The organism is Persicitalea sp., assembly GCF_041751555.1.
Classification (GTDB): domain Bacteria; phylum Bacteroidota; class Bacteroidia; order Cytophagales; family Spirosomataceae; genus Persicitalea.
In genome coordinates this window covers 1-19717 of record NZ_JBGSXF010000451.1, presented here as the reverse complement: position 1 = coordinate 19717, position 19717 = coordinate 1, and the positions used below count along the sequence as shown (strand labels likewise).

At 46.3% G+C, this 19717-nt stretch carries 19 protein-coding genes; 12 read left to right on the top strand and 7 right to left on the bottom strand.

Annotated features, from left to right (window positions below; all coding sequences use genetic code 11):
* The 3 genes from ACEW8P_RS15875 to ACEW8P_RS15865 all read right to left on the bottom strand — a co-directional run.
* A partial coding sequence (locus ACEW8P_RS15875; protein ID WP_373514060.1) for a recombinase family protein occupies positions 1–281 on the bottom strand: 281 nt, incomplete at its 3' end.
* Positions 282–602: 321 nt separating this feature from the next.
* Entirely contained in the window at positions 603–986 is a 384-nt protein-coding gene (locus ACEW8P_RS15870) for a type II toxin-antitoxin system HigA family antitoxin (RefSeq protein WP_373514059.1), read from the bottom strand.
* 22 nt (positions 987–1008) lie between these two features.
* The gene (locus ACEW8P_RS15865) at positions 1009–1302 is read right to left on the bottom strand and encodes a type II toxin-antitoxin system HigB family toxin (protein WP_373514058.1); all 294 of its coding nucleotides are present in this window, start codon (positions 1300–1302) and stop codon (positions 1009–1011) included.
* A 926-nt stretch (positions 1303–2228) separates the two neighbouring features.
* Between ACEW8P_RS15865 and ACEW8P_RS15860 the strand changes: the two genes are divergently transcribed.
* The 10 genes from ACEW8P_RS15860 (at position 2229) to ACEW8P_RS15815 (ending at position 13008) form a co-directional block, all read left to right on the top strand.
* Complete coding sequence (locus ACEW8P_RS15860) at positions 2229–5324, top strand: BPTD_3080 family restriction endonuclease (RefSeq protein ID WP_373514057.1); 3096 nt, start codon at positions 2229–2231, stop codon at positions 5322–5324.
* Positions 5325–5333: 9 nt separating this feature from the next.
* The gene (locus tag ACEW8P_RS15855) at positions 5334–5918 is read left to right on the top strand and encodes a hypothetical protein (protein WP_373514056.1); all 585 of its coding nucleotides are present in this window, start codon (positions 5334–5336) and stop codon (positions 5916–5918) included.
* An 18-nt stretch (positions 5919–5936) separates the two neighbouring features.
* A complete protein-coding gene (locus tag ACEW8P_RS15850) occupies positions 5937–6416 on the top strand; it encodes a transcriptional regulator (protein ID WP_373514055.1) in 480 nt (159 codons plus the stop codon).
* A complete protein-coding gene (locus ACEW8P_RS15845; protein WP_373514054.1) occupies positions 6416–6853 on the top strand; it encodes a hypothetical protein in 438 nt (145 codons plus the stop codon). Before ACEW8P_RS15850 ends, ACEW8P_RS15845 begins: the two co-directional genes overlap by 1 nt.
* A gap of 18 nt (positions 6854–6871) precedes the next feature.
* The gene (locus ACEW8P_RS15840; protein WP_373514053.1) at positions 6872–9343 is read left to right on the top strand and encodes a site-specific DNA-methyltransferase; all 2472 of its coding nucleotides are present in this window, start codon (positions 6872–6874) and stop codon (positions 9341–9343) included.
* A 459-nt stretch (positions 9344–9802) separates the two neighbouring features.
* A complete protein-coding gene (locus ACEW8P_RS15835; protein ID WP_373514052.1) occupies positions 9803–10390 on the top strand; it encodes a recombinase family protein in 588 nt (195 codons plus the stop codon).
* Between the two features lie 258 nt (positions 10391–10648).
* Positions 10649–11308 carry a hypothetical protein gene (locus ACEW8P_RS15830; RefSeq protein ID WP_373514051.1) on the top strand — a complete coding sequence of 220 codons (660 nt, stop codon included), beginning with the start codon at positions 10649–10651 and terminating at the stop codon, positions 11306–11308.
* Positions 11309–11351: 43 nt separating this feature from the next.
* Positions 11352–11570, top strand: coding sequence for a hypothetical protein (locus tag ACEW8P_RS15825; protein ID WP_373514050.1), 219 nt, complete (start codon positions 11352–11354; stop codon positions 11568–11570).
* 439 nt (positions 11571–12009) lie between these two features.
* The gene (locus ACEW8P_RS15820) at positions 12010–12636 is read left to right on the top strand and encodes a hypothetical protein (protein WP_373514049.1); all 627 of its coding nucleotides are present in this window, start codon (positions 12010–12012) and stop codon (positions 12634–12636) included.
* Complete coding sequence (locus tag ACEW8P_RS15815; protein WP_373514048.1) at positions 12637–13008, top strand: mCpol domain-containing protein; 372 nt, start codon at positions 12637–12639, stop codon at positions 13006–13008.
* Between the two features lie 248 nt (positions 13009–13256).
* On the opposite strand, the gene ACEW8P_RS15810 is transcribed toward ACEW8P_RS15815, so the two are convergent.
* The 4 genes from ACEW8P_RS15810 to ACEW8P_RS15795 are packed head-to-tail and all read right to left on the bottom strand — an operon-like array spanning position 13257 to position 17519.
* A complete protein-coding gene (locus ACEW8P_RS15810; protein WP_373514047.1) occupies positions 13257–13724 on the bottom strand; it encodes a Mov34/MPN/PAD-1 family protein in 468 nt (155 codons plus the stop codon).
* Complete coding sequence (locus ACEW8P_RS15805) at positions 13725–15473, bottom strand: ThiF family adenylyltransferase (protein WP_373514046.1); 1749 nt, start codon at positions 15471–15473, stop codon at positions 13725–13727.
* 3 nt (positions 15474–15476) lie between these two features.
* The gene (locus ACEW8P_RS15800) at positions 15477–16478 is read right to left on the bottom strand and encodes a CBASS cGAMP synthase (protein WP_373514045.1); all 1002 of its coding nucleotides are present in this window, start codon (positions 16476–16478) and stop codon (positions 15477–15479) included.
* 3 nt (positions 16479–16481) lie between these two features.
* Positions 16482–17519, bottom strand: coding sequence for a CBASS cGAMP-activated phospholipase (locus tag ACEW8P_RS15795; protein ID WP_373514044.1), 1038 nt, complete (start codon positions 17517–17519; stop codon positions 16482–16484).
* A gap of 539 nt (positions 17520–18058) precedes the next feature.
* Between ACEW8P_RS15795 and ACEW8P_RS15790 the strand changes: the two genes are divergently transcribed.
* A complete protein-coding gene (locus tag ACEW8P_RS15790) occupies positions 18059–18295 on the top strand; it encodes a type II toxin-antitoxin system Phd/YefM family antitoxin (RefSeq protein ID WP_373514043.1) in 237 nt (78 codons plus the stop codon).
* Positions 18296–19388: 1093 nt separating this feature from the next.
* Positions 19389–19717, top strand: a 329-nt coding sequence (locus ACEW8P_RS15785) for a hypothetical protein (RefSeq protein ID WP_373514042.1), incomplete at its 3' end; no start/stop codon positions are given.

Sequence of the window (19717 nt, the reverse complement as noted above, 5' to 3'; positions counted from 1 at the left end):
GTGAAGATGAAGGCTACGTTGCGCGTGAGCCGGTCGAGCTTGGCGATCAGCAGCACCGCCCCCTCTGACTTGCAAGTAGCGATGGCCCGGATCAGCTCGGGCCGGTCGTTGCGCTTGCCCGACTCGATGTCGGTGAACTCGGAGACGACCTTCCCCCGGCCGCGCAAAAAGCTCTCCACGCCGGTGCGCTGGGCGGACAGGCCCAGGCCGGAGGCCCTCTGGCGGAGCGTCGAGACGCGATAGTAGGCCACGTACTGGACGGGGTCGGTTGGGTGTTCCACGGGAGCTTGTTCTGATTGAGAGGGCAATTTAGGCATATTTTACATTATACAAACGAGCGTTTGTACAATGTACTCTGGGGCTTTCATGGCAAGAATCTTAGGGGAGAATACACTGCCAGTCACTTTCCTCACCCATTTAGTAAAGGGTGAGTAGAGCGGGAGGTATAGGATCCGCCCTTGGACGACTAATCCAAATTGCATCCCGCTTTTGGCCAGACCAGGGGAACACTTGACTCCATACCGATTCGCATCACGGGTGTAAAAGCCAGTTTGCACAAAACACCGTTACTTGACCAAAGCACCGTCCAGCGCTGAAATTAGCTATTGCCTCAATTCATATTCAGCAATTAGGGCTTCGGCCGGAATGTGCAGCAAGCGGCTGAACTTACGCACCATGGTCAGTGAGAGGGCCTGCTTGTAATTCAACACCTTGCTGATGGTGCCCTTGTCACCATACTCTTTGGCCAGGTCGACCGGCTTGTAGCCGAAGTCCTCCATCCGGATTTTGATCAGCTCCACGGGGTCAACTTCTGGCAGCTCACTCGTCCTTTCTTCAAAGTCGGAAATGAGATGGGCCAGTAGAAGCTTCTCCCTGTGGCCGGCCGAACCCCGCTCTGCCTGTTTGATTTCCTCGTAGCGAGCCAGAGCGGCATCGTAGTCCTGCTCCGTTTCAAGCAGGAACCAGTCTGATTTCATTTTTTCCATATCTGTATTTGGCACCGGGCCATCAAACGGTTGAAGCATCGACCTTGTCATACTCGGCATGCGTTCCTATGAACCTCACTTCCACAATGCCGTCCTCGTAGTTGATCTCCACGATCAGGCGGTACTTATTGCCCACAATCTTAAACCGGGCGCGGCTACCCGGAATTAAGGACGCATTGGGAAAGTCCTCCAACACGTCAGTCCCTTTTTTCCAGCTGGAGCTTTTGACAACCCTTTTCCAAACGGTCAGGCTCTTACCGGCATCCCCGTGCTTGTGTGCAAACCGGTCCAGCTTGCGGGCTTGAACGATAATCATTTAGCCAAAGATGTTTTTATAGTTTGAAATTAAGAGTCCCCATTCGCATCCTTGTGGTTCAGCCGTTATGAAAAGAGTAAGCGGATGCTACCATCAACACGATACAAATATGGGAAAAAGTTGGCAATTTCCCAACTTTTATAAAAAAATGCTCACACCGCGTACCCACTGGGAATGGGGCGGCGATAATGGGTGGCAGGGTGCCCTAATGCTGGCTGAGCCCTAAAAAGCAAGTTCCTGATCAGTTTCCGGTACTGCTTCACAATGGGCGTACTGAGGCCCGTCAAGTTCACAGTTTCGGTAAACGAAGGCTCTACGCATAGCTTTCTTTACCTGGATGTAGTTGTCCTGGTTTACGTTCACGCGTCGTCCAGTGGCTGGACTTGGGCGAGCAGCTGGCCGGCGCGGGTCTTTTCCAGGATCATCTCGCGAGGAGGGCAGCTGTCCCTGCGAGCTAGGCATAGCCAAAGGTCTGGTTCAGGGAGACACAGCTAGTGAGGTCATTAAGTTGGGTTCATAAAGGCACCCTTTACTTTTGAGCTGGCCCTACTTGCTGGCCCCCGTTTTGGAGTAGATCTCAGAAACAAATCCCGTGCATGTGAGGGGTTCAGAAAGGTATGACTTTATGAACCATTGTCAGATTGATGAGATGAGATCAAACACTAATGATTTGAAATCCATTTTCAACAACTATGGGTTAAATTAAACGTTAGCACAAAAAGCGTCACGGATCCCGTGTAGCAGAATTCATGGGTGTCAATGTCAGAACACTTGATCTTTAATCCTCAATCCAGTTGGATGAAATACTTAGCCAAGACGAGATCTTAGGGCTTCCTTTTAATAGCAACACAAGTTAGAATCTCGTTATTTTGCCTTTTGACCACGATGTGGCAATTCCTATTTCCAAAAAATACATTTTGAGCCGAATGAGCGCAGACAATCCAATCCTGAACAGTCCGTATGAAGAACCAAAGTTACATTACGATACAGATAGCACGGGAAGTTTGGACTACAAGAATATTTGCAAGGGCAGGAGAATATTTAAAGCCGATTCGGCCGTAATTCCCATAAGGCAAACAGGACAAAAAGAGATATTTGAGTGGAACGATGATTTTGTGGAGTATGGTACACATCTGATAAACCTGTGTCGTCAGGAAGTAGGAAAATGGCGGAATGATAAGTACCCAAATACTACAAGGGTTACGAAGGAACTGCTCAACTTCTGGTTTGACAACCCTGAGCGGCTTGTTACAAAAAGACTATTCTACGCCCAACGGGAAGCCGTTGAAACAGCCATTTGGTTAAATGAGGTAGCTGGAAAGTCAAATGCCGGACAACACATTCTGAATCTACTGCGTCAAGGGCAGCAATCCGTAAGTCGTGATGCTGCCGACCAGCTCCCGCGAGTGGCTTTTAAAATGGCAACAGGTTCGGGAAAAACAGTCGTAATGGGGTGCCTGATTTGTTACCATTATTTTAATCGGCAGGAATATCGCAACGACACTCGCTTCGCTGACTATTTTCTCATCGTTGCGCCGGGTGTCACAATCAAGAGTCGATTAGGTGTTTTGTTCGTGGACACAAAAAACCAGAATCCTAAACACATCGAGGATTACTACCGTATTCGTAGTCTCGTTCCGGCTAACATGGAACACCGTTTGCAAAACCTGAACGCGCGGCTCGTCATCACGAACTACCATACCTTCGAACCCAGAACATTACAGGGAAATAAACGTAGTCCCTTTGATGGTAAAGTGAACTTGGAAGGCGAGAAAATCGATACTGACAACAAAGAAGATTTTTCCCAGGTAATCAAAAGAACCTTGGGTAAGTTCAAAGCCGGAAGCAGGTTATTGATACTGAACGACGAGGCCCACCATTGTTATCTGCCTAAATCCAAGAGCAAAACTACCGATAATGAGGAGATAGACGAAAATGCCAAGGCTGCCGTCTGGTTCAGCGGCTTGCGGGAAATATCCCAGCGCTTCAAATTGCAATCGGTATATGACCTTTCGGCCACACCCTACTATCTAACAGGATCAGGCTACACACCTTACAGCCTGTTTCCCTGGGTCGTATCCGACTTTGGATTGATTGAAGCTATCGAATCTGGCCTGGTTAAAATTCCTTTTTTGCCCGAAAGTGATAATACCCAGGAATTGACAATGCCCGTCCTGCGTAACCTATATGACCATGTACGGGACGAGCTTCCCAGGAAGGGACAGCGCACTAAGAAAAAAGAAGCCGCAAAAGAAGAAAATCTGGTCGAGCCACCGCCCAAGCTTCCTCATTTGGTAAAAATTGCATTGGACCAATTTTACGATCACTACGTAGAGTACTATAATGGTTCGCGGACAAATCAGGAGGCCAGAACGACGCTGTTCACGTCCCCGCCCGTATTCATCGCGGTCTGCAATAACACGTCCGTCTCGAAGGAATTGTACAAATTCATAGCGGGGTATGAATTTGAAGATAGTGAGGGAAATCACAGAACCGTAACCGGAGCAAAAGACCTTTTCTCAAACTATGATCTCACAACAAAACGCCCTTTATCCAAACCGCCAACCCTACTTATCGACAGCACGGCTCTGGAAGAAGGAGATCAAATCAATGACGACTTTAAAAAGATTTTTGCTTCGGAAATAACGGAATTCAAGAAAGATTACGCCCGACTGCACGGGCAGGGTAGCACCGACAGAATAACGGACGCCGAGATACTACGCGAGGTAGTAAACACGGTAGGACAGTCGGGTAAGCTGGGCGCGCACATCCGCTGCGTCGTGTCGGTTTCTATGCTTACCGAAGGTTGGGATGCCAACACAGTCACCCATATCATGGGCCTTCGTGCCTTTGGCTCGCAGCTACTCTGCGAACAGGTAGCGGGTCGAGCCTTGCGGCGAATGAACTACGTGCTGCAAGGCTACGACAAAGAGGGGAATCCGACGAGCGATAAGCGCAAAATAGTGATTGAGAAATTTCCGCCAGAGTACGCGCACATCATTGGAGTACCTTTCAAGATGTTCCGTGGGGGGAAAACCGAACCATCTCTGTCGGTGGCCGAATCCACTTACATCGCGGCTATACCTGATAGGCAGAAAAATATGGAGATAGAGTTTCCGAACGTAGCGGGATACAGGCTGGAATATCGTGATGGAGAGATAAAGCATGATTTTAGCCATCTCGATAATTATGAGATAGACGGTCATCTATACCCTACCGAAACAGTAATGGCTAGTCCGATTTCGCCTTCTCAGGAAAAATTGAAGGTGAATTCGGTCCTGGAAAAGCGCGAAAACGAGTTATTTTTCCTGCTTACCAAAGAGTTGATCAAATACCATTTTAGCGACGAGGAAGGAAATCTCAACTTTCAGAAATTCAACAAATTAAAAAACATTGTGGAAGAATGGTACCATACCAAAGTACTCCTTCTAAACAATCCTGACCCGCGCTACAAGCGGCTGTTGTACTTCATAGAACCCCGTCAAGTCGTGGATCATATCCACAGAGGTATTAATCCTGAGTTGAATACCAAAGAGCACATACGCCCCACATTCAGGTACTACGATCCGTTCAGCAGCACGAAATACGTCAATGGTAATACGATCAAACAGGTGTATCCAACTAGCAAGAGCCACGTAAACTATGTTGTGATGGATAGCGACTGGGAGGGCATTTGCGCCAAAACGCTGGAGGAAATAGAGGCAGTAGAACGCTACGTCAAAAATCAATTTCTGGGGTTTGCCATACCGTATGTCAATAAGGAAGCAAAGGACAAAATGTACTTTCCTGACTTCATTGCTCAGGTGAAATGCAGGGACGGTGCTACAAAAAACCTCATCATCGAAATAACGGGCATGAACAAGGATAAAGTCGAGAAAAAGTGGTATGTTGAGAATCGGTGGTTGCCCGCCGTAAACGCTATGAGAGATAAGTACGACTACCCCGAGTGGCATTTTGTAGAAATCGCCAACGACATCCGCGATATCAAAAACCAGCTGATTGCTAAAATAATAAACTTATAGGTTGATTTTATGAATTTCTCTATTAGTTTTGCAATCCGTAAAATACATGACGGCCTTTATACGGTTAAGTATAGTGGTTCCTCTCAGCCTGAGTTGACTAACCTGTTTGAAAAATGGAACGACCCTGAATATCTATCCGATTTTTTTGAAGCTAATGAGGCAGATCTCCATTCTGAGTTCTGGCATACTGCTCTAGGCCAACCTCTAACTATTGATAAGGCCATCGATGATACGATCCAACAAGCTGAACAACTGGAAAAATGTTTTTATAAACAGGAACATGAGTCCTATGAAAGCTTTAATACTCGCCTCAATCAGTCTTTCGTTTCGCTACTCAAAAGTGAAGTTTACAAACCTCTGTATCAGAGCTTGAACAAAGCGTATAAATCCAAAAAAGGCTGGCTGAGAATCTACGCCCTACGGATAGACACCACCTATATTGTAACGGGCGGAGCTATCAAATTGACTGGAAAGATGGAAGATCGCCCCCATACGCAACAGCAACTGGACAACCTCAGAAATGTGGCGCAGCTTTTGAAGCAAAATTATTTCGACTCTGATACTGATTTTGATTCGGTGTACATCGAAATTTAACCATTCACTCTATCCCTTATGGAAAATAATAAAGTAAGAGAAATACTGGACCGTGTAGCGGTCGAGGATACGAGTTTTCAGGAAAAAGCGGCGTGGCGTGAGGCTAACCGAGCTTGGCTCGATCGGTCTGCTAAAATCGCTATTGCTATTTTAAGTACCCTGCGTAGCAATCGTAAAGAAAGCAAGGCTCCCGCTACTCAGAAAGAGCTAGCTGAAAACCTGGGTATTAGCCCGCAGCAAATCAATAAAATCGTAAGAGGTCAGGAAAATCTGACACTTGAAACGATCAGCCGTTTGGAACAGGCCCTAAGCATTCGGCTCGTTGAGTTTGCACACAGCTATGTAACAAAAACCAGCTACAGTATGGTTAAAACTGAGTTTACATCCTGGCAGAAAATTGAATTCAGTATCTCAAAGGAAATGAATTCAACCGCAGAAACCGTAGTGTATCCACCGGAAGCGGAATCGGGGGAGTCGAATTATGCTATGGCTGCCTGATGGAAAAGCATAATAACAATATCGCCTTTGGCATTCTACAGATTGTTACTGAGGAATTTGCGATGCTACCTGAGCCACCGAAAGAAATCGAAACATTCAAGATCCATCACGAATTGTTTTTTGGTCTGGGCAAAGAGCAAAAGCGGATACAAGTCCGCAAATATGCACGGTTTGAAAAAGAAGACGGCAACCCATTCATGGTGATTGCCGTGGCTTGCACATTTGAGATTCAACCCGAAAGCTGGTCTATGCTGGCCTCACCAGATTCCGATACGCTCGTCGTTCCCCGAGATTTTGCAATCCATTTAGCAATGGTGACTGTCGGCACATTACGTGGTGTGCTACACGCGAAAACGGAGAACACCCCTTACAACCGTTTTCTTTTCCCCCCTTTAAATGTTGTCGCTCTGGTACCCGAAGTGCTATCGTTTGACTAAATCAGTCGCCTCTTTCCCATGGCCAAATCAGTAGAGTCTATTAAACACAAGGCCGACAGGCGCGCCCACATTCCCAGCAAGGAAGAAGCTGGCTACGAAGAGGCCAACGCCCATGTGCAGACCGCCAGCAAAACGCTGGAACTAACTAAAAATCCCGTAACGCACCGAGGACAAGACCCCGAACTCTACTGGCTCGACAAATACGGCAACGACGACCGCGAAGAACTACTGCGCGTGGACATCCGCAGCCTCTACCGTCACGAACACATCGCCCCCGAAACGCTGATCGAAAACCTCTACAATGTTACCGAGACTGCTAGCCCACAGCTCGATATATTCAGCGTAAACGAACTGTTTGGTAATGCGCTTGAAAAGGACGAACTCGAAAAAGTAAGCGAATACTATCAGCACCAGGATGGCTGGACCAACCGCCTCATCCAGGGTGACAGCCACCTCGTTATGGCCAGTCTCCTCGAACGCGAAGGCATGGCTGGCCAGGTGCAGTGCGTGTACATGGATCCGCCCTACGGCATCAAGTACGGCGGTAACTGGCAGATCAAACTCAACGACCGTAATGTGAAGGATGGGCAAGACGACTCCCTTACCTCCGAACCCGAGCAGATCAAAGCTTTCCGCGATACCTGGGAACTGGGCATCCATTCCTATCTATCGTATCTGCGCGATCGACTGCTTATTGCTAAAGAACTCCTTGCAGAAAGCGGTTCCTGTTTTGTGCAGATTGGCGATGAAAATGTGCACCTGGTGCGAAGCGTAATGGATGAAGTTTTTGGAAGTGAGAATTTTGTGAGTCAGATCGTATTTATAAAAAGGAGTCCTCAGCCAGATTTATTTTTGCCAGCAGTAGCTGATTCAATATTGTGGTATGGGAAAGATAAACCCAAAACCAAATATGTTCAGCTCTATCAAGAAAAAGATAATAATGCCAAGGGGTTTACTACGAGTGATTTAACGTCTTCCCATTTCTATAATTCCCCACCATTTGAATTTGAGGGCAAGAAATTTAGTCCCGGAAAGAGATATTGGTCGACAAGTATTGATGGCTTGAACAAACTAGCTAAAAAAGAAAGATTAGTAGTCAGTGGAAAAACCCTAAGATTTAAGAGATATGATGATGATTTTCCGGTAAAATTGATTGGAAACGTTTGGAATGATGTTGCATTTTCGTCTTTTGGTGATGAAAAATTATATGTTGTTCAGACGGGGGTCAAAGCAGTCCAGCGCTGTCTCCTTATGACCACCGACCCTGGAGACTTGGTGCTGGATCCAACCTGCGGCAGCGGCACCACGGCGTACGTAGCCGAGGAATGGGGTCGTCGCTGGATCACCATTGATACCAGCCGCATCGCTCTGAACATCGCCAAGCAGCGGCTCATGACGGCGGTGTACCCTTACTATAAACTTTACGACGAAGTCGGAGCAGACATTCGGCAGGGCTTTATGTACAAAACTGTCCCGCACATCACGCTCAAATCCCTGGCCAACGACGAGCCACCCGCCACCGAAACGCTGTATGACCAACCCGAGCAGGATCGCAAGCTACTGCGGGTAAGCGGCCCCTTTACCGTCGAAACTCTGCAAAGTTACGAACCCATCAGCCCCGCCGAACTGGACGACGAAATTCGGGTCAACGAACCGGAAGGAGCGTTCGAAGAAACAATCCGGCAACATCTGCTTAGTGCGGGGGTCAAAAATGGCCGTAAGGATGAAATGGTAATCTTCCGTAGCGTGGAGCTACTCGCAGGAACGGCCCTACACGCCGAAGGATTTTATCAAACCACTCAGGGCGAAGAAAAAGCCTACTTCCACATCGGTCCAAAATTTGGCACGGTAAGCAAAAAACTGGTGAATGATGCTGTGAAGGAATGCCGCCAGCTTGGTGACGCCAATTGGCTCGTCATCCTAGGCTTCAGCTTTGAGAGCGATATCCAGGGCAGCAGCCAAACCACGAGCGTAGGTACTTTTGAAGTGACCAAAGCCCGCATCCACGACGACCTGTTGCAGGAAGGCTTGAAGAAAAAACCCGCCAAGTCTGCCGCCAGTTTCGTTACCATCGGTGAACCGGATATCGACCTTATACGAAAAGACGGAGAAGTAATTGTCGTAATTCGCGGTCTCGATATTTACGATCCCATAAAAGACGAGGTAAAAGCCCGTAACGTCCACGAAATCGCATACTGGCTCGTAGATGACGACTACGACGGCAGTAATTTCATCGTGAAGCAGGTATTCTTCTGCGGCGGCGACAAGTCAGAATTTGCCAAATGGAAAAAAGGACTCGATACTTTAGCTAGAGACAATACTCGCAAGAAAGTAGAGAAAACCCTGAAAATAAAAATCGATGAAGAAGCCTTCGACCGTTTGTACGGCCACCAATCGCACCCGATTTCGGTTAACGGTAAAGGTCAAAAAATTGCTGTGCGGGTTATCAGCCAGTTCGGGGAGGAAACAATGAAAGTACTCTCCGTGTGAATTCTTTTACCCTAGAATGATCTTACGCATTATCGTACCTATCCTGCGACAGAAGGATTATAAAATATCCGAGCTGAGTTTCGTCCCTTAGGTGAGGAGTGCAATCACATGTTGAACTTGTATAGGCTTAAACTCATTACCCCTCCTTGCTTAAAACCCCAAATTATCAAGCGTAATGGCAGCACCAGTCCTGGTATGACTGTAAACCCGCAATAAGTTGACCAGCGTCGCCAATAGGCAGTTGCTTTCATCGACTGTGATGGGATCAGCCGCCGGCCGATATAAGTCACCTGATCCAATTACACGGCCCTAGGGCGTTCTCTAAAAACGATCAATTTAATACCTCATCCGTCCCCTTCTCAAAAGTGGGCCATTTCTTTCCCTTTCCCGTTACACTTTGCCATGTATTTAATCAAATTACAGTATATTGCTTATTGAACGGGTAAAGTGTAACGGGAGATGAAAATAGGGTACGTCAGGGTTTCCAAGGACGAGCAGAACCAAGACTTGCAGTTCGATGCCATTAAGGCGGAAGGGTGCGATAGGATTTTTAACGAGAAGGTTTCCGGCGCGGCCAAGCAGCGCCCCGAGTTCGAAAGGATGCAGGAGCAGCTGCGACTGGGCGACACGGTGGTTGTATACGACATCGACCGCCTGGGCCGCACGATGGTCGAGCTGGTCATGGTCGTCGACGAGTGGAACGAAAGGGGCATCGGCTTCAAGTCGGTTTCCCAGCCGCTGATCGACACGACGACCGAACACGGCGAGTTCATCTTCAAGCTATTCGCCCTGCTGGCTGAGCTGGAGCGTAAGAAGCTGATACGGCGCACCAAGGCCGGACTGGCTGCAGCTAGAGCGCGGGGCCGGACCGGGGGCCGCCCGAAGGGTCTGAGCAAGAAATATCAGAAAATTCAGCCGATGGTCTGTGATGCATACGTACAGGGCCGTAGCGTGCGTGAGATTTGCCAGGCGTTCGGCATTCCATCCAATAAAACCTTCTATAAGATTGTCGAAGCCGTACGTTCCGAAGCAAAAGAAAATGCCTGAGATTTATTTACCTCAAAATCATAGTAGAAAGGATAACTCGTATGCGAGAGTCGTGGAGAAAATTGTACGTTTGAGTAGTTGGGGCCTACAAAGGATGATGCCCAACTGATATTCACATCGGCAAATTTTTAAATCCAAGGAAGTCAGCCCTGCTTCCCGTTGAGCTGAATCTCAGTGAAATAGTCTATTTTTGTTGGCGAAACTCGTGAACCGGATAACAACTAAAACACCTGTCCAACTATTTGTAAGGAATACGTCATGAAAAAGAAATCTACAATCATTCCCCTGACAGCCACGGCGATACTGGTTCTGGTCGTGGTACTGTACCTTTATTTGCAGCATCAGAAGACCAAGCGACTGGAGCAGCTCGTGGATCAACAGATTAGGGCCAATGGAGATTTACAATCAGACTTATTCCAAGTTAGCCGTGCGTACAACCAGCAAACCGAACTCGTCAATGATTTAGTGCGAAGAAATCCGCCGAAGGATGCGGAGACCGTTCTGATTATCAAAGACATGAACGAACTTGCCAAAATTTTTACATTGAATCTCCCTCAAATGGCGATGGAAATGGAATCTGCAAGTAAGCAGCTTGGCGCAGATCAACCTCTTGATGCTGTCTTCTCCTTAGCCAAGGTGGTGGAAAACGGCTTGAAGACCCTTTTTCTTAATGATGAAGTGTTTTTAAATCGGTACAAGAAAAAAACTATCACGCTTGCAAACTGCGTCTCCTATATCGAAGACGAGGGGTTGTGTACACCGAAAGAAATCTCCTTTCTCAAAGAGCTTAAAAATCTGCGCAACGATATCGCTCATCAATTAGACGTTCGCAAACCCAAGTCCTATGTGCTTTCTTTTCTCAGAGAAGCCACCGATTTCGTTAAGGGTAACGCATCCAGATTTTCAATGGGCCTTTAGTAGGTTTAATGCCAGATTTTCCAAAAAAATCAAAAACTCAGTTGTGGTCAGGCCGCGCGACCTGACCGGAGGACGCTCAAAAGTTATAAGCAAGAAGCATCGGAAAATCCAGCCGATGGTCTGCGGTGCCTATGTGCAGGGCCGCAGCGTTCGGGAGATTTCCCAGGCGTTCGGCATTCCTTCCAATAAAACATTTTATAGGATTATTGATCCCGTACGTTCTAAAGCAAAAGAAGGCGTCTGCGATTCGCTTATTTGCTAAGGGTGAATCCGGAACTACGGGTGCTAGAGTCGTGGGGAAAATTGTTCCTCTAAATGGTTAAGCTTAGAATTCGGGCGAAGCAAATACCAGGCATTACTTAGCGAGTGGCAGCGGCGAGAAGCTCAAGTGTGTAGTTTTGTACCATTAGTCTGCGGTGCTAGGCTTCAAACAAATACAGCATTATCCTTAAAACGTGAGTCGCTTTCAGGGTATTCAATGGTTTACGGGCACTACTCAGATCAATAGAATCGGCATGTTATAAACTTTCTTTCTATTTCGTCCTATCGGGAAAAAATTTTGTATCAATACACCTTTTTCACTTACGCACATTCGAGAAACGTTGTACGATCAACTAATCGTGAATATAAATTAGCTTATTTTTGTAGATTTGAGCTAATTTTTGGAATAAATATTTGAAATTCACTTCAATTATTTTTTTGTGAAAAAAGAAGAACTAGATAGTCTAATCAAAATATCTGCATATAGTGCAATTTTATTAACCCTTCTTCTGCTTTTGCTGAATGACTCAATTGAAGAACTTTCAACTATATTTAGAGCAGTGACTACAAGCGTTTCAATTGTAGTTTTATTTTGGGGGTTATACTTTAAGTGGCTCTGGAAGTATTGCCCTTTTAAATATTTATTATATCGACCAAATATTAGTGGTACTTGGAAGGGTATCCTCGCATCTGATTGGAAAGATAAAAATGGTCTTTTAATACAACCAAAGATTTTTTTTATTGTTATTCGTCAAAATTTTCTTGACACTAATATAACAACATTTACCGATAATTTCATAGGAGTATCGTACGCTGAGAATTTGTTACTCAACGATGCAAGGGGAGAAAAGAAGCTCACGTATCTTTATAGGAAAGATACAGCGGATGTTGGAATACAGGAAAGTAACGAAGGGGCTTGTGAATTAAGAATAAATGAAAGACAGCCTATGAACATGGAGGGTCGTTATTGGTCTAACATAAAAACAAAGGGAATAATTAAGGTGATTAAATTATCAGATGATATTATTATAAGTTTTCAAGAAGGGTTAACTTTAACAGAAAAATAGATGTATAAGTTTGTTAGGGCAGATGCCGATAATATTGGTGACAATATTGAATTACAGTTGCTTCTAGGTAATACATTAAAGGCCCAAGACATACATAATGTTGTTCAATCCGCTTTATATTCGATTAGGGAAATAATCGCCCAAAAAAAAGGAGTAGAAATCTTAATGTATGGAAGTGATGATATATTACTGAGATTTGATTTAAAATTTTATAATTTGAGCTTCGTTGAAGAGGTTAGAAACCTTTTTCATCAGCTCACATCTTTTACACTTAGTGTGGGAATTGGAGACACCCTGCAACAAGCTATTACTAGTCTAACCCAAGCAAAACTGTCTGGAAAAAATCGAATAGTACATTACTCCTTAGATTGAAGTCTCCAGTATACAAAAAACCCCTGACGAAGTACTTTTCCTCAGTAAAGGCTGAATTGCCAATACCGCTCTCAACACCTACGCCAATTTCTTACCGCGCGCCCATCCTGGGCTTGCAGAACTACCATGGATGTAGAAACAATTTTTTTAAAGTTGAGAAATGAAGCGGAGGCAGAAATCTTGGCGCGACTCAATTTTAAACAAGCAGTAAACGGATGTAATTAAGGTCCCAGTTAGTAATTAGCTTTCTACATATCCTCATTCGGCACAAGACAAGATTCAAAGTTATGACCGTCATAAAGACCCGCAAATAAAGACTCGGTTCCCTGGATAAGCAAGATCAAAAAATCGGTCGGACGCTCTATCTCCCTGTACTGAGTTCGAACCATTTTGCTGTCAGTTGAAGACGGGTTGGGGTTTTTTTCCGGATGGGTGTGCCATTCGCCTAGATATACTGTTTCGCCGCCGCTGTTCAGGAATTCGAAATCGATCACGATCTGCGCCGAGAGTTTATGACGCTCGAAGGAGAACCTGGAAGACTTGTCTAAAGAAGAAGGGGCGCTAATCTTCATCGCATGGATTTCCTGTTCTATCAGCTTGCCTAGAATGATCCCACCGGCTTCTGGTTGGGTAGGACCATGCTGAGCAAAATCAAGCAATATTTTTTTGACACCACTGTGGATGACGATTGTACGTGAACCGAGTGTGATGCGCATTCATTCAAGCGTTGTAGTGATGACGTCATTTGTTCCGAAACCGGAAACGTTCGTCGAAAGGCCAAGACCTCGCTCGGTAGCTTCAGAAATATTGCCCACCCATGTATATGATAGAGCTTTCTCCTGGGGCTGCCGGATTAGCTGTCGTATTTCGATGTACAGCCTGGAAAGAAAAAGGGTGACGTACTCTTGACCGTATGGGATGTAAGCGCTCTGGCAACCTGCCTCTTTCATAAGCATTTGGTTGCTCTCCTTCCCGTACTCGACCGCCTCGATAGCATTTCCTACGTAAAGCCCGTCTTTGAACAGTTTTTTATAGTCTAATGTCGATTCTGCGGGAACGTAAATTAGATGGCCGGCGACCATAAATGGTTCTACCCATAGGATAAAAAGTGGTTTTCGAAGTACGCCTCCGCGCAGGGAGTCCACAAGGTACCCCTCAATTGAGGTTTTGCCTATGGCAATAAACACGGCATCGCACTCATTGAAATATTCGGGGTGTTTATCTACGATTTTGACTACTGTGTCTGTGCTAATCCTAACAGAGCGAATGGGGTCTTGTCGAATTAAAAAATCTTGCAAGGCGTGTGCTTTTCTCACTCCGACGTACTCAAATCCCAGCAGATGCCGATTTATATTCTCAATTTTCAATACGTCAGTGTCAACCAACCGGAATTCTCCGACCGGTAGCGAAGCAAGAAAATGCAACAAGTGGGAGCCGATACTACCGAGGCCCACTAATGCCAGTGAGAGGGTGTCCAGACGTATTTTTCCATCAGTTCTTAGTGAGAGCCTTTTTTGGGTGAGCGATTCAAACTTCAACCTGTGCACCCCCTGGGTTGATCCGAAACTCCGCATTGCGACCGATGTTTTCGGTTTGCCCTGCCGAAAGCCGTCTCTCTGCTTCACTGACCTGTGGATCCAGCCAAAGAAAAGGCGATTTCCGCCTACTACTGTCGAAAAAATGACAACGGGCTTCTTTGAACTATTTATATAATCCTCGAAGGCACCCGTCTGGGCAGGCGCGTGCTGTTCAATGAACTGGATGGCTGCGAGGTTAGTGAGGTAGAATGGGGGCGTGATTCCGGCAACATCACCAATGTAGAAAGTTTTAAATTCGTGAAAACGTCTATTTCTTTCGGAAAGGAAATGCTTGAACTTCGTAGCATCTTCGCCGTCATCGTGTAAAATAATCTCAAAACTTCCGGCCGGTTCGTGCAGAATCGCGAGGGTGGGTGCTCTCACAGGCAACAGATCCCCTGACAGCATCGAAAGGCCCTTAACTACCTTATCTCTTTTATTATATATACCTTCCCAATAGGCGATGAATTCTTCTTGAAAGGATGATGATTTACACTCTCTGAGTTCCTTTTCTATCGTCCGCTTCGATTCCACCAAGCATATTCTGACGATTTCCAGCGGCTCGTCAGGATTCAGCGTGACATTATCTGAATCGAAGGCGCAAACATTCCCTTTGGCATTAACATGGGGTAGGTGTCCGGTTCTTGCGCAATCTTCCCTGGATAAGTAAACGGAGGGGACTTCAAGAGGAAATTCAAAAGGCAGGCAAATGTAGAATGCGGCCAGACTGGCCTCTTCCTGAGAAAAGTAAAGCTCTGAAAAGACTTTCCAAACGGCAACGAAACCGTTGAAGCCTAACTTCTTGATATGATTTGAATCGACTATCTCGCATCGGTTTGTCTTGTTTAACTCCCCAAATACCTTTTTGCGAATATGCTGAAAATCCATACCTCATGCTCCCTTAGCGTTACTTTTCACGATTGCGGGCACGGGGAAGGATCTAGCCCCTTCGTCGCGGTCTTCAGCAAGGTGACAAGGGAAACGGGAACCAAGGTGCCTTTGCCATTTCGCGCAGGCCTCCTTCTGGTTGGACTCACTTATGGCCTGCTCAGCAGATTCCAAAAAGTCATCCAGTTTTTTTTTGAAGTATTCTTCGTGGGAATACTTTTCAAGCAGATTTTCATCTTTCAGCTCCGTTGGACGCAAACAGGAAAACTCAGCATCGATACTGTTTCGGACAGCTTTCAGAGTGTCCCGTAGAGCGATATCGTCCCGGTCATTCGAATACCGCGCATTTTCGGTGAACCATATGGTAAGAACCAGTCCTGATGGCATCTTGCGTGCGCCAGCGAGGTAGTTCTGGTTGTCACACCACGCTTTCGCGTACCGCACGAGCTTGTACAGCTGAGGGTTTTCCTTAGCATGCTTGTTAAACCATTTAACAAAAGCACGTGGATCGCTATACGGCCATTGTTCGGATTTGTGAGCCAGCTCTGGCAGGGCATCTGAGTCACTCTTGTCTTTAAAATAAATCGGCAGGTCGATATTATGGCCATCATGAAATACCACCCGTACACATGTGTCCTTATCAGTAGGGTCCTCGTCGGTGTACCCCGTTACGGCAGCATATATTTGATTGTGGTAAGTCTGCGCCGAAACCCGGTTGGCTTCGTCGTCAATGAAATACACGCCGTCGTCTACATCGTATTTATAAAGCGACTTCTCCTCGCCATCCACTGTGATTTTGCGAGGAATAGGGTTCACGCTGGTACCCATTTCAAAAGACCCCTGACTCCAGAATTTGGGCAAAATGCTACCGGATTGCTTTTCTCGATAATATCTGCGAATTCGGTCGCGGATGCTTTTCCGTGATTTCTTTAAACTTTTGGTGCGGGCACTGGTTAGCGCAATTTTGTTGTCAAAATCGTTAAAGAGGGAGTGACAGTCGGCCATATGTTAGTGGGTTGAATACGTTTTAGGTTCTTTGAAAAATTCAGCTACCTCCGGTCTTTTGCTATACAACTCTCCCTGGTCGTTGCCCTTACCCCGTAGCATATTTATCGCATCGGGTGTAGCCACGTCTAGCTGAACCAATGGGGCTTGGTCTGGTGAGATGATGGGGGAGGGAATACGCACGTAGTCAACGGATATTTCATTAACCGTTGTGATTTTTCTTAAGAAATAGTCTGTTAGGAAACTTTGACCAGAGAGCGATGTTTCAAAAAGCTCGTCCCGCCAGCTCGAGAAAGACCTTTCCCTTCTTAACCCAACGGGCTTACCCGCCGATAAGGTCAGGCTGCCTACGGATAGAATTTGGAGTTTATTGAATTCCTTACCTTTTCCGACGAAGTAATCGAGCGCTTCAATAAAACCGACGAGAGAGGGATTGTTGCTCCACACGCCGCCGTCAACGAACTGCTTCCTGTCTTTGCTTTCAATTTCTGCCATCGGAAAATAGGTCGGTGCGGCCGTGGTAGCCAAAGCAACATCGACATACCTTGTACTGTTATCACGATCCAAATCTCCTTCTTTGTGATCAAACTTGAATATCCAAGGCCTCGCTTCGGTTATTGTGTACGATGGAATGCAGAGCAAATTTTCGCTCTGTCCAATGACAGCTTCACCAAACACCTTCTCCAAAGCTTCCTTAAGAGGTTTGTCGCTAAATTTCCCTCGCCAGAGGGTTTGACGAAACCAGCCGGATAATTTGTTTAAATTGGAATTCCTAAAATGGCGATAAAATATTTTGGGTCCTTCCTCTTCATAGAAGCGGCATATTTCAGACGCGGGTTTGTTCAGAGACAGGGCTAATGCAACCAACCCCCCCGTTGAGGTTCCACAAAGCATATCAAAATGATTAGATATGTGGCAATTAAATTTTTCTTCAAGATGTCTAATCAGGGTCGCCGAATACAATCCCTTCATCCCCCCTCCATCAATTGAAAGTATTTTGAATACTCGATCTTCGGCCATAAATAATTTAACTTGTTTCAATTTCTACGATAGAATATTGTGCCACAAAAATAATCAATTGTTCAGTCAGACATTTTGACATGACCAGCAGAAATTTCACCCAGCTAAACACTGAATCACCTTAAAATGACTTTATACTTGAGTGCACCTGTCTAGTGACGGAATATCAATGCAAATCGGGTCTGAATCTCTCCATCAATTGTAGGGATCTACTATATGTTGCTGGGGCCGCAACTCCTTGTCCCTATGGGTGTAAAACCCATAGAAAGCCAGCACATTAGAATTTGCTATCTAAGTCTGACCTGAATCCGGTTGATGTAATATTGCGTAAAAAACGGTCACAGACCTATGACGACCCTAGTAGGTTTGTAATACCAGTCTTCCTGACGTTGCTTTTGTTATAATCGTATGGAAATACAGAAAATTACATTCTGTCAGGTTTATAGAAAATATACGATAGTTTCGAATCACCTTCAAATGCAAGACCTGTATATTTGTTATCTTAACACGGTTAATTAGGAAACTCACTTACTGACAAATCAACGTTACTTATAAAAACTATGGAAACTGATCAACTGAACAGCGTGACGGCCCAGGAGATGAGGGGCCAACTCTCGGACCTGTTGAACCGGGCGGCCTACGCGGGAGAGAGCACACTCGTCACCCGGCAGGGCAAGGCGGTTGCCGTACTGGTTCCGGTGGACGATTGGGAGCGTTACCTGAAATTGAAAAACAGTACTGGTCAGGCATCATCGCAAGGCTTGGCGGCGGCGTCGGACCCCACAGCTCAAGGGTAGCATTTATCGTGAGGCAAAGCCGCTGTGCTTTTTACGAACTGGCCATTTGGTGCTCCGGTGGTGTCGTCGAATGAACCAAATTCGTCAGAGGCACCTCCGCCTCAGATAAGACAAACCGAATGTGCCGACAGGCCATACCTGCTCATCCACCCTGCGCTTAGTTGAGATACCGCAGGCTGGCCTCGGCAGGCTGCGCGGGGGCAACGGGTGTTATAAAGATGGAAGAATATCCCTTACTCTAGTAGGAAAGCATCAAAAAGTGTTGCGGTCCGCCGATGGCTTCGTTGTAGCCGGGGCACCAAAGGGTCCGCGCAATGCGTAACTGGGGGGCTCAATGCCGCCGGGATCATTGTGAACTGTCCGATTATTTTCGTGCCCGATGCGGCCCGGTAGTCATTGATGGCGTCGAACGTAACCAGTAGGGGAGGATGGGGCGTGGTGCGGTATGCCGGCTGACTATCCGCAATAAAGCCTTCCCAGGACGAATCGTTCATCCAGGGAAGGCTTTATTGAATGGCCCGTGTCCCGGCAGACACCACTTAGAAACAGTAATTTTGCAGTTTTAGGGGGTATGACACCACAGCCGACCGGATAAGAATAATGAGTTTGCCGATTTTTGCCAAAACCAATGCTTTGGCCGTTTTGATCCGGTACTGAGGCGATTTTACAATGCCGATTGGAAGGATTTACCCTTTCAATCATTGTACTGGGCCTGTATTCCCAAAGCCGTGTAAATCCAAAACCATTTGTGCAGTAATTTTTAGATGAACTAGCGTCCTACTGCATCAAACATTATCCGTCGGTATAGCTCTTACCTTTGCCTACTTTCTGTAAATGGCATAGTTTTTTACTGCCTGTCTCCCACTACCACGTCAAGTCGATGGTCTCCGTATCGTTAATAATTTTTATTCACTTTTAAAATTAACATGGAATGAAATCGAAAAAACTATTCAATGGGCTAAACCTTCAAGCAACAACAGCATTTGTTCTGCTGAGTGCAACAATCTTTTTAGCAGGTTGCATTAAAGATCATGACATTCAGGATGTTACTTATCCGGCGATCCAGGTACCTGATGGGTTTCAGGTAGAGAAAGTGGTAGGAGGACTTCAGCTTCCCACCAGCGTAGCCTGGGACAATGAAGGCAACATGTTTGTGGTGGAAGCTGGTGGCGGTCTGGAACCAACCAAACATGCACCCCTGCGCATCATGCAGATTAAGAACGGCCAGGCCACCCAAGTGGTTGACCTATCGGGCAAAGGAATCAATCCGGCCGTCGTGGGGTTGGCCTGGTACGACGGCGCCTTTTACATCACCCATCGCGCCGATGACCTGACGGGAGCAGTATCCCGCGTCACCAAGGACGGCCAGGTGCAAACTTTGTTCAAGGGGATTGTGGACAGCCAGGCCGAACACCAAATCAA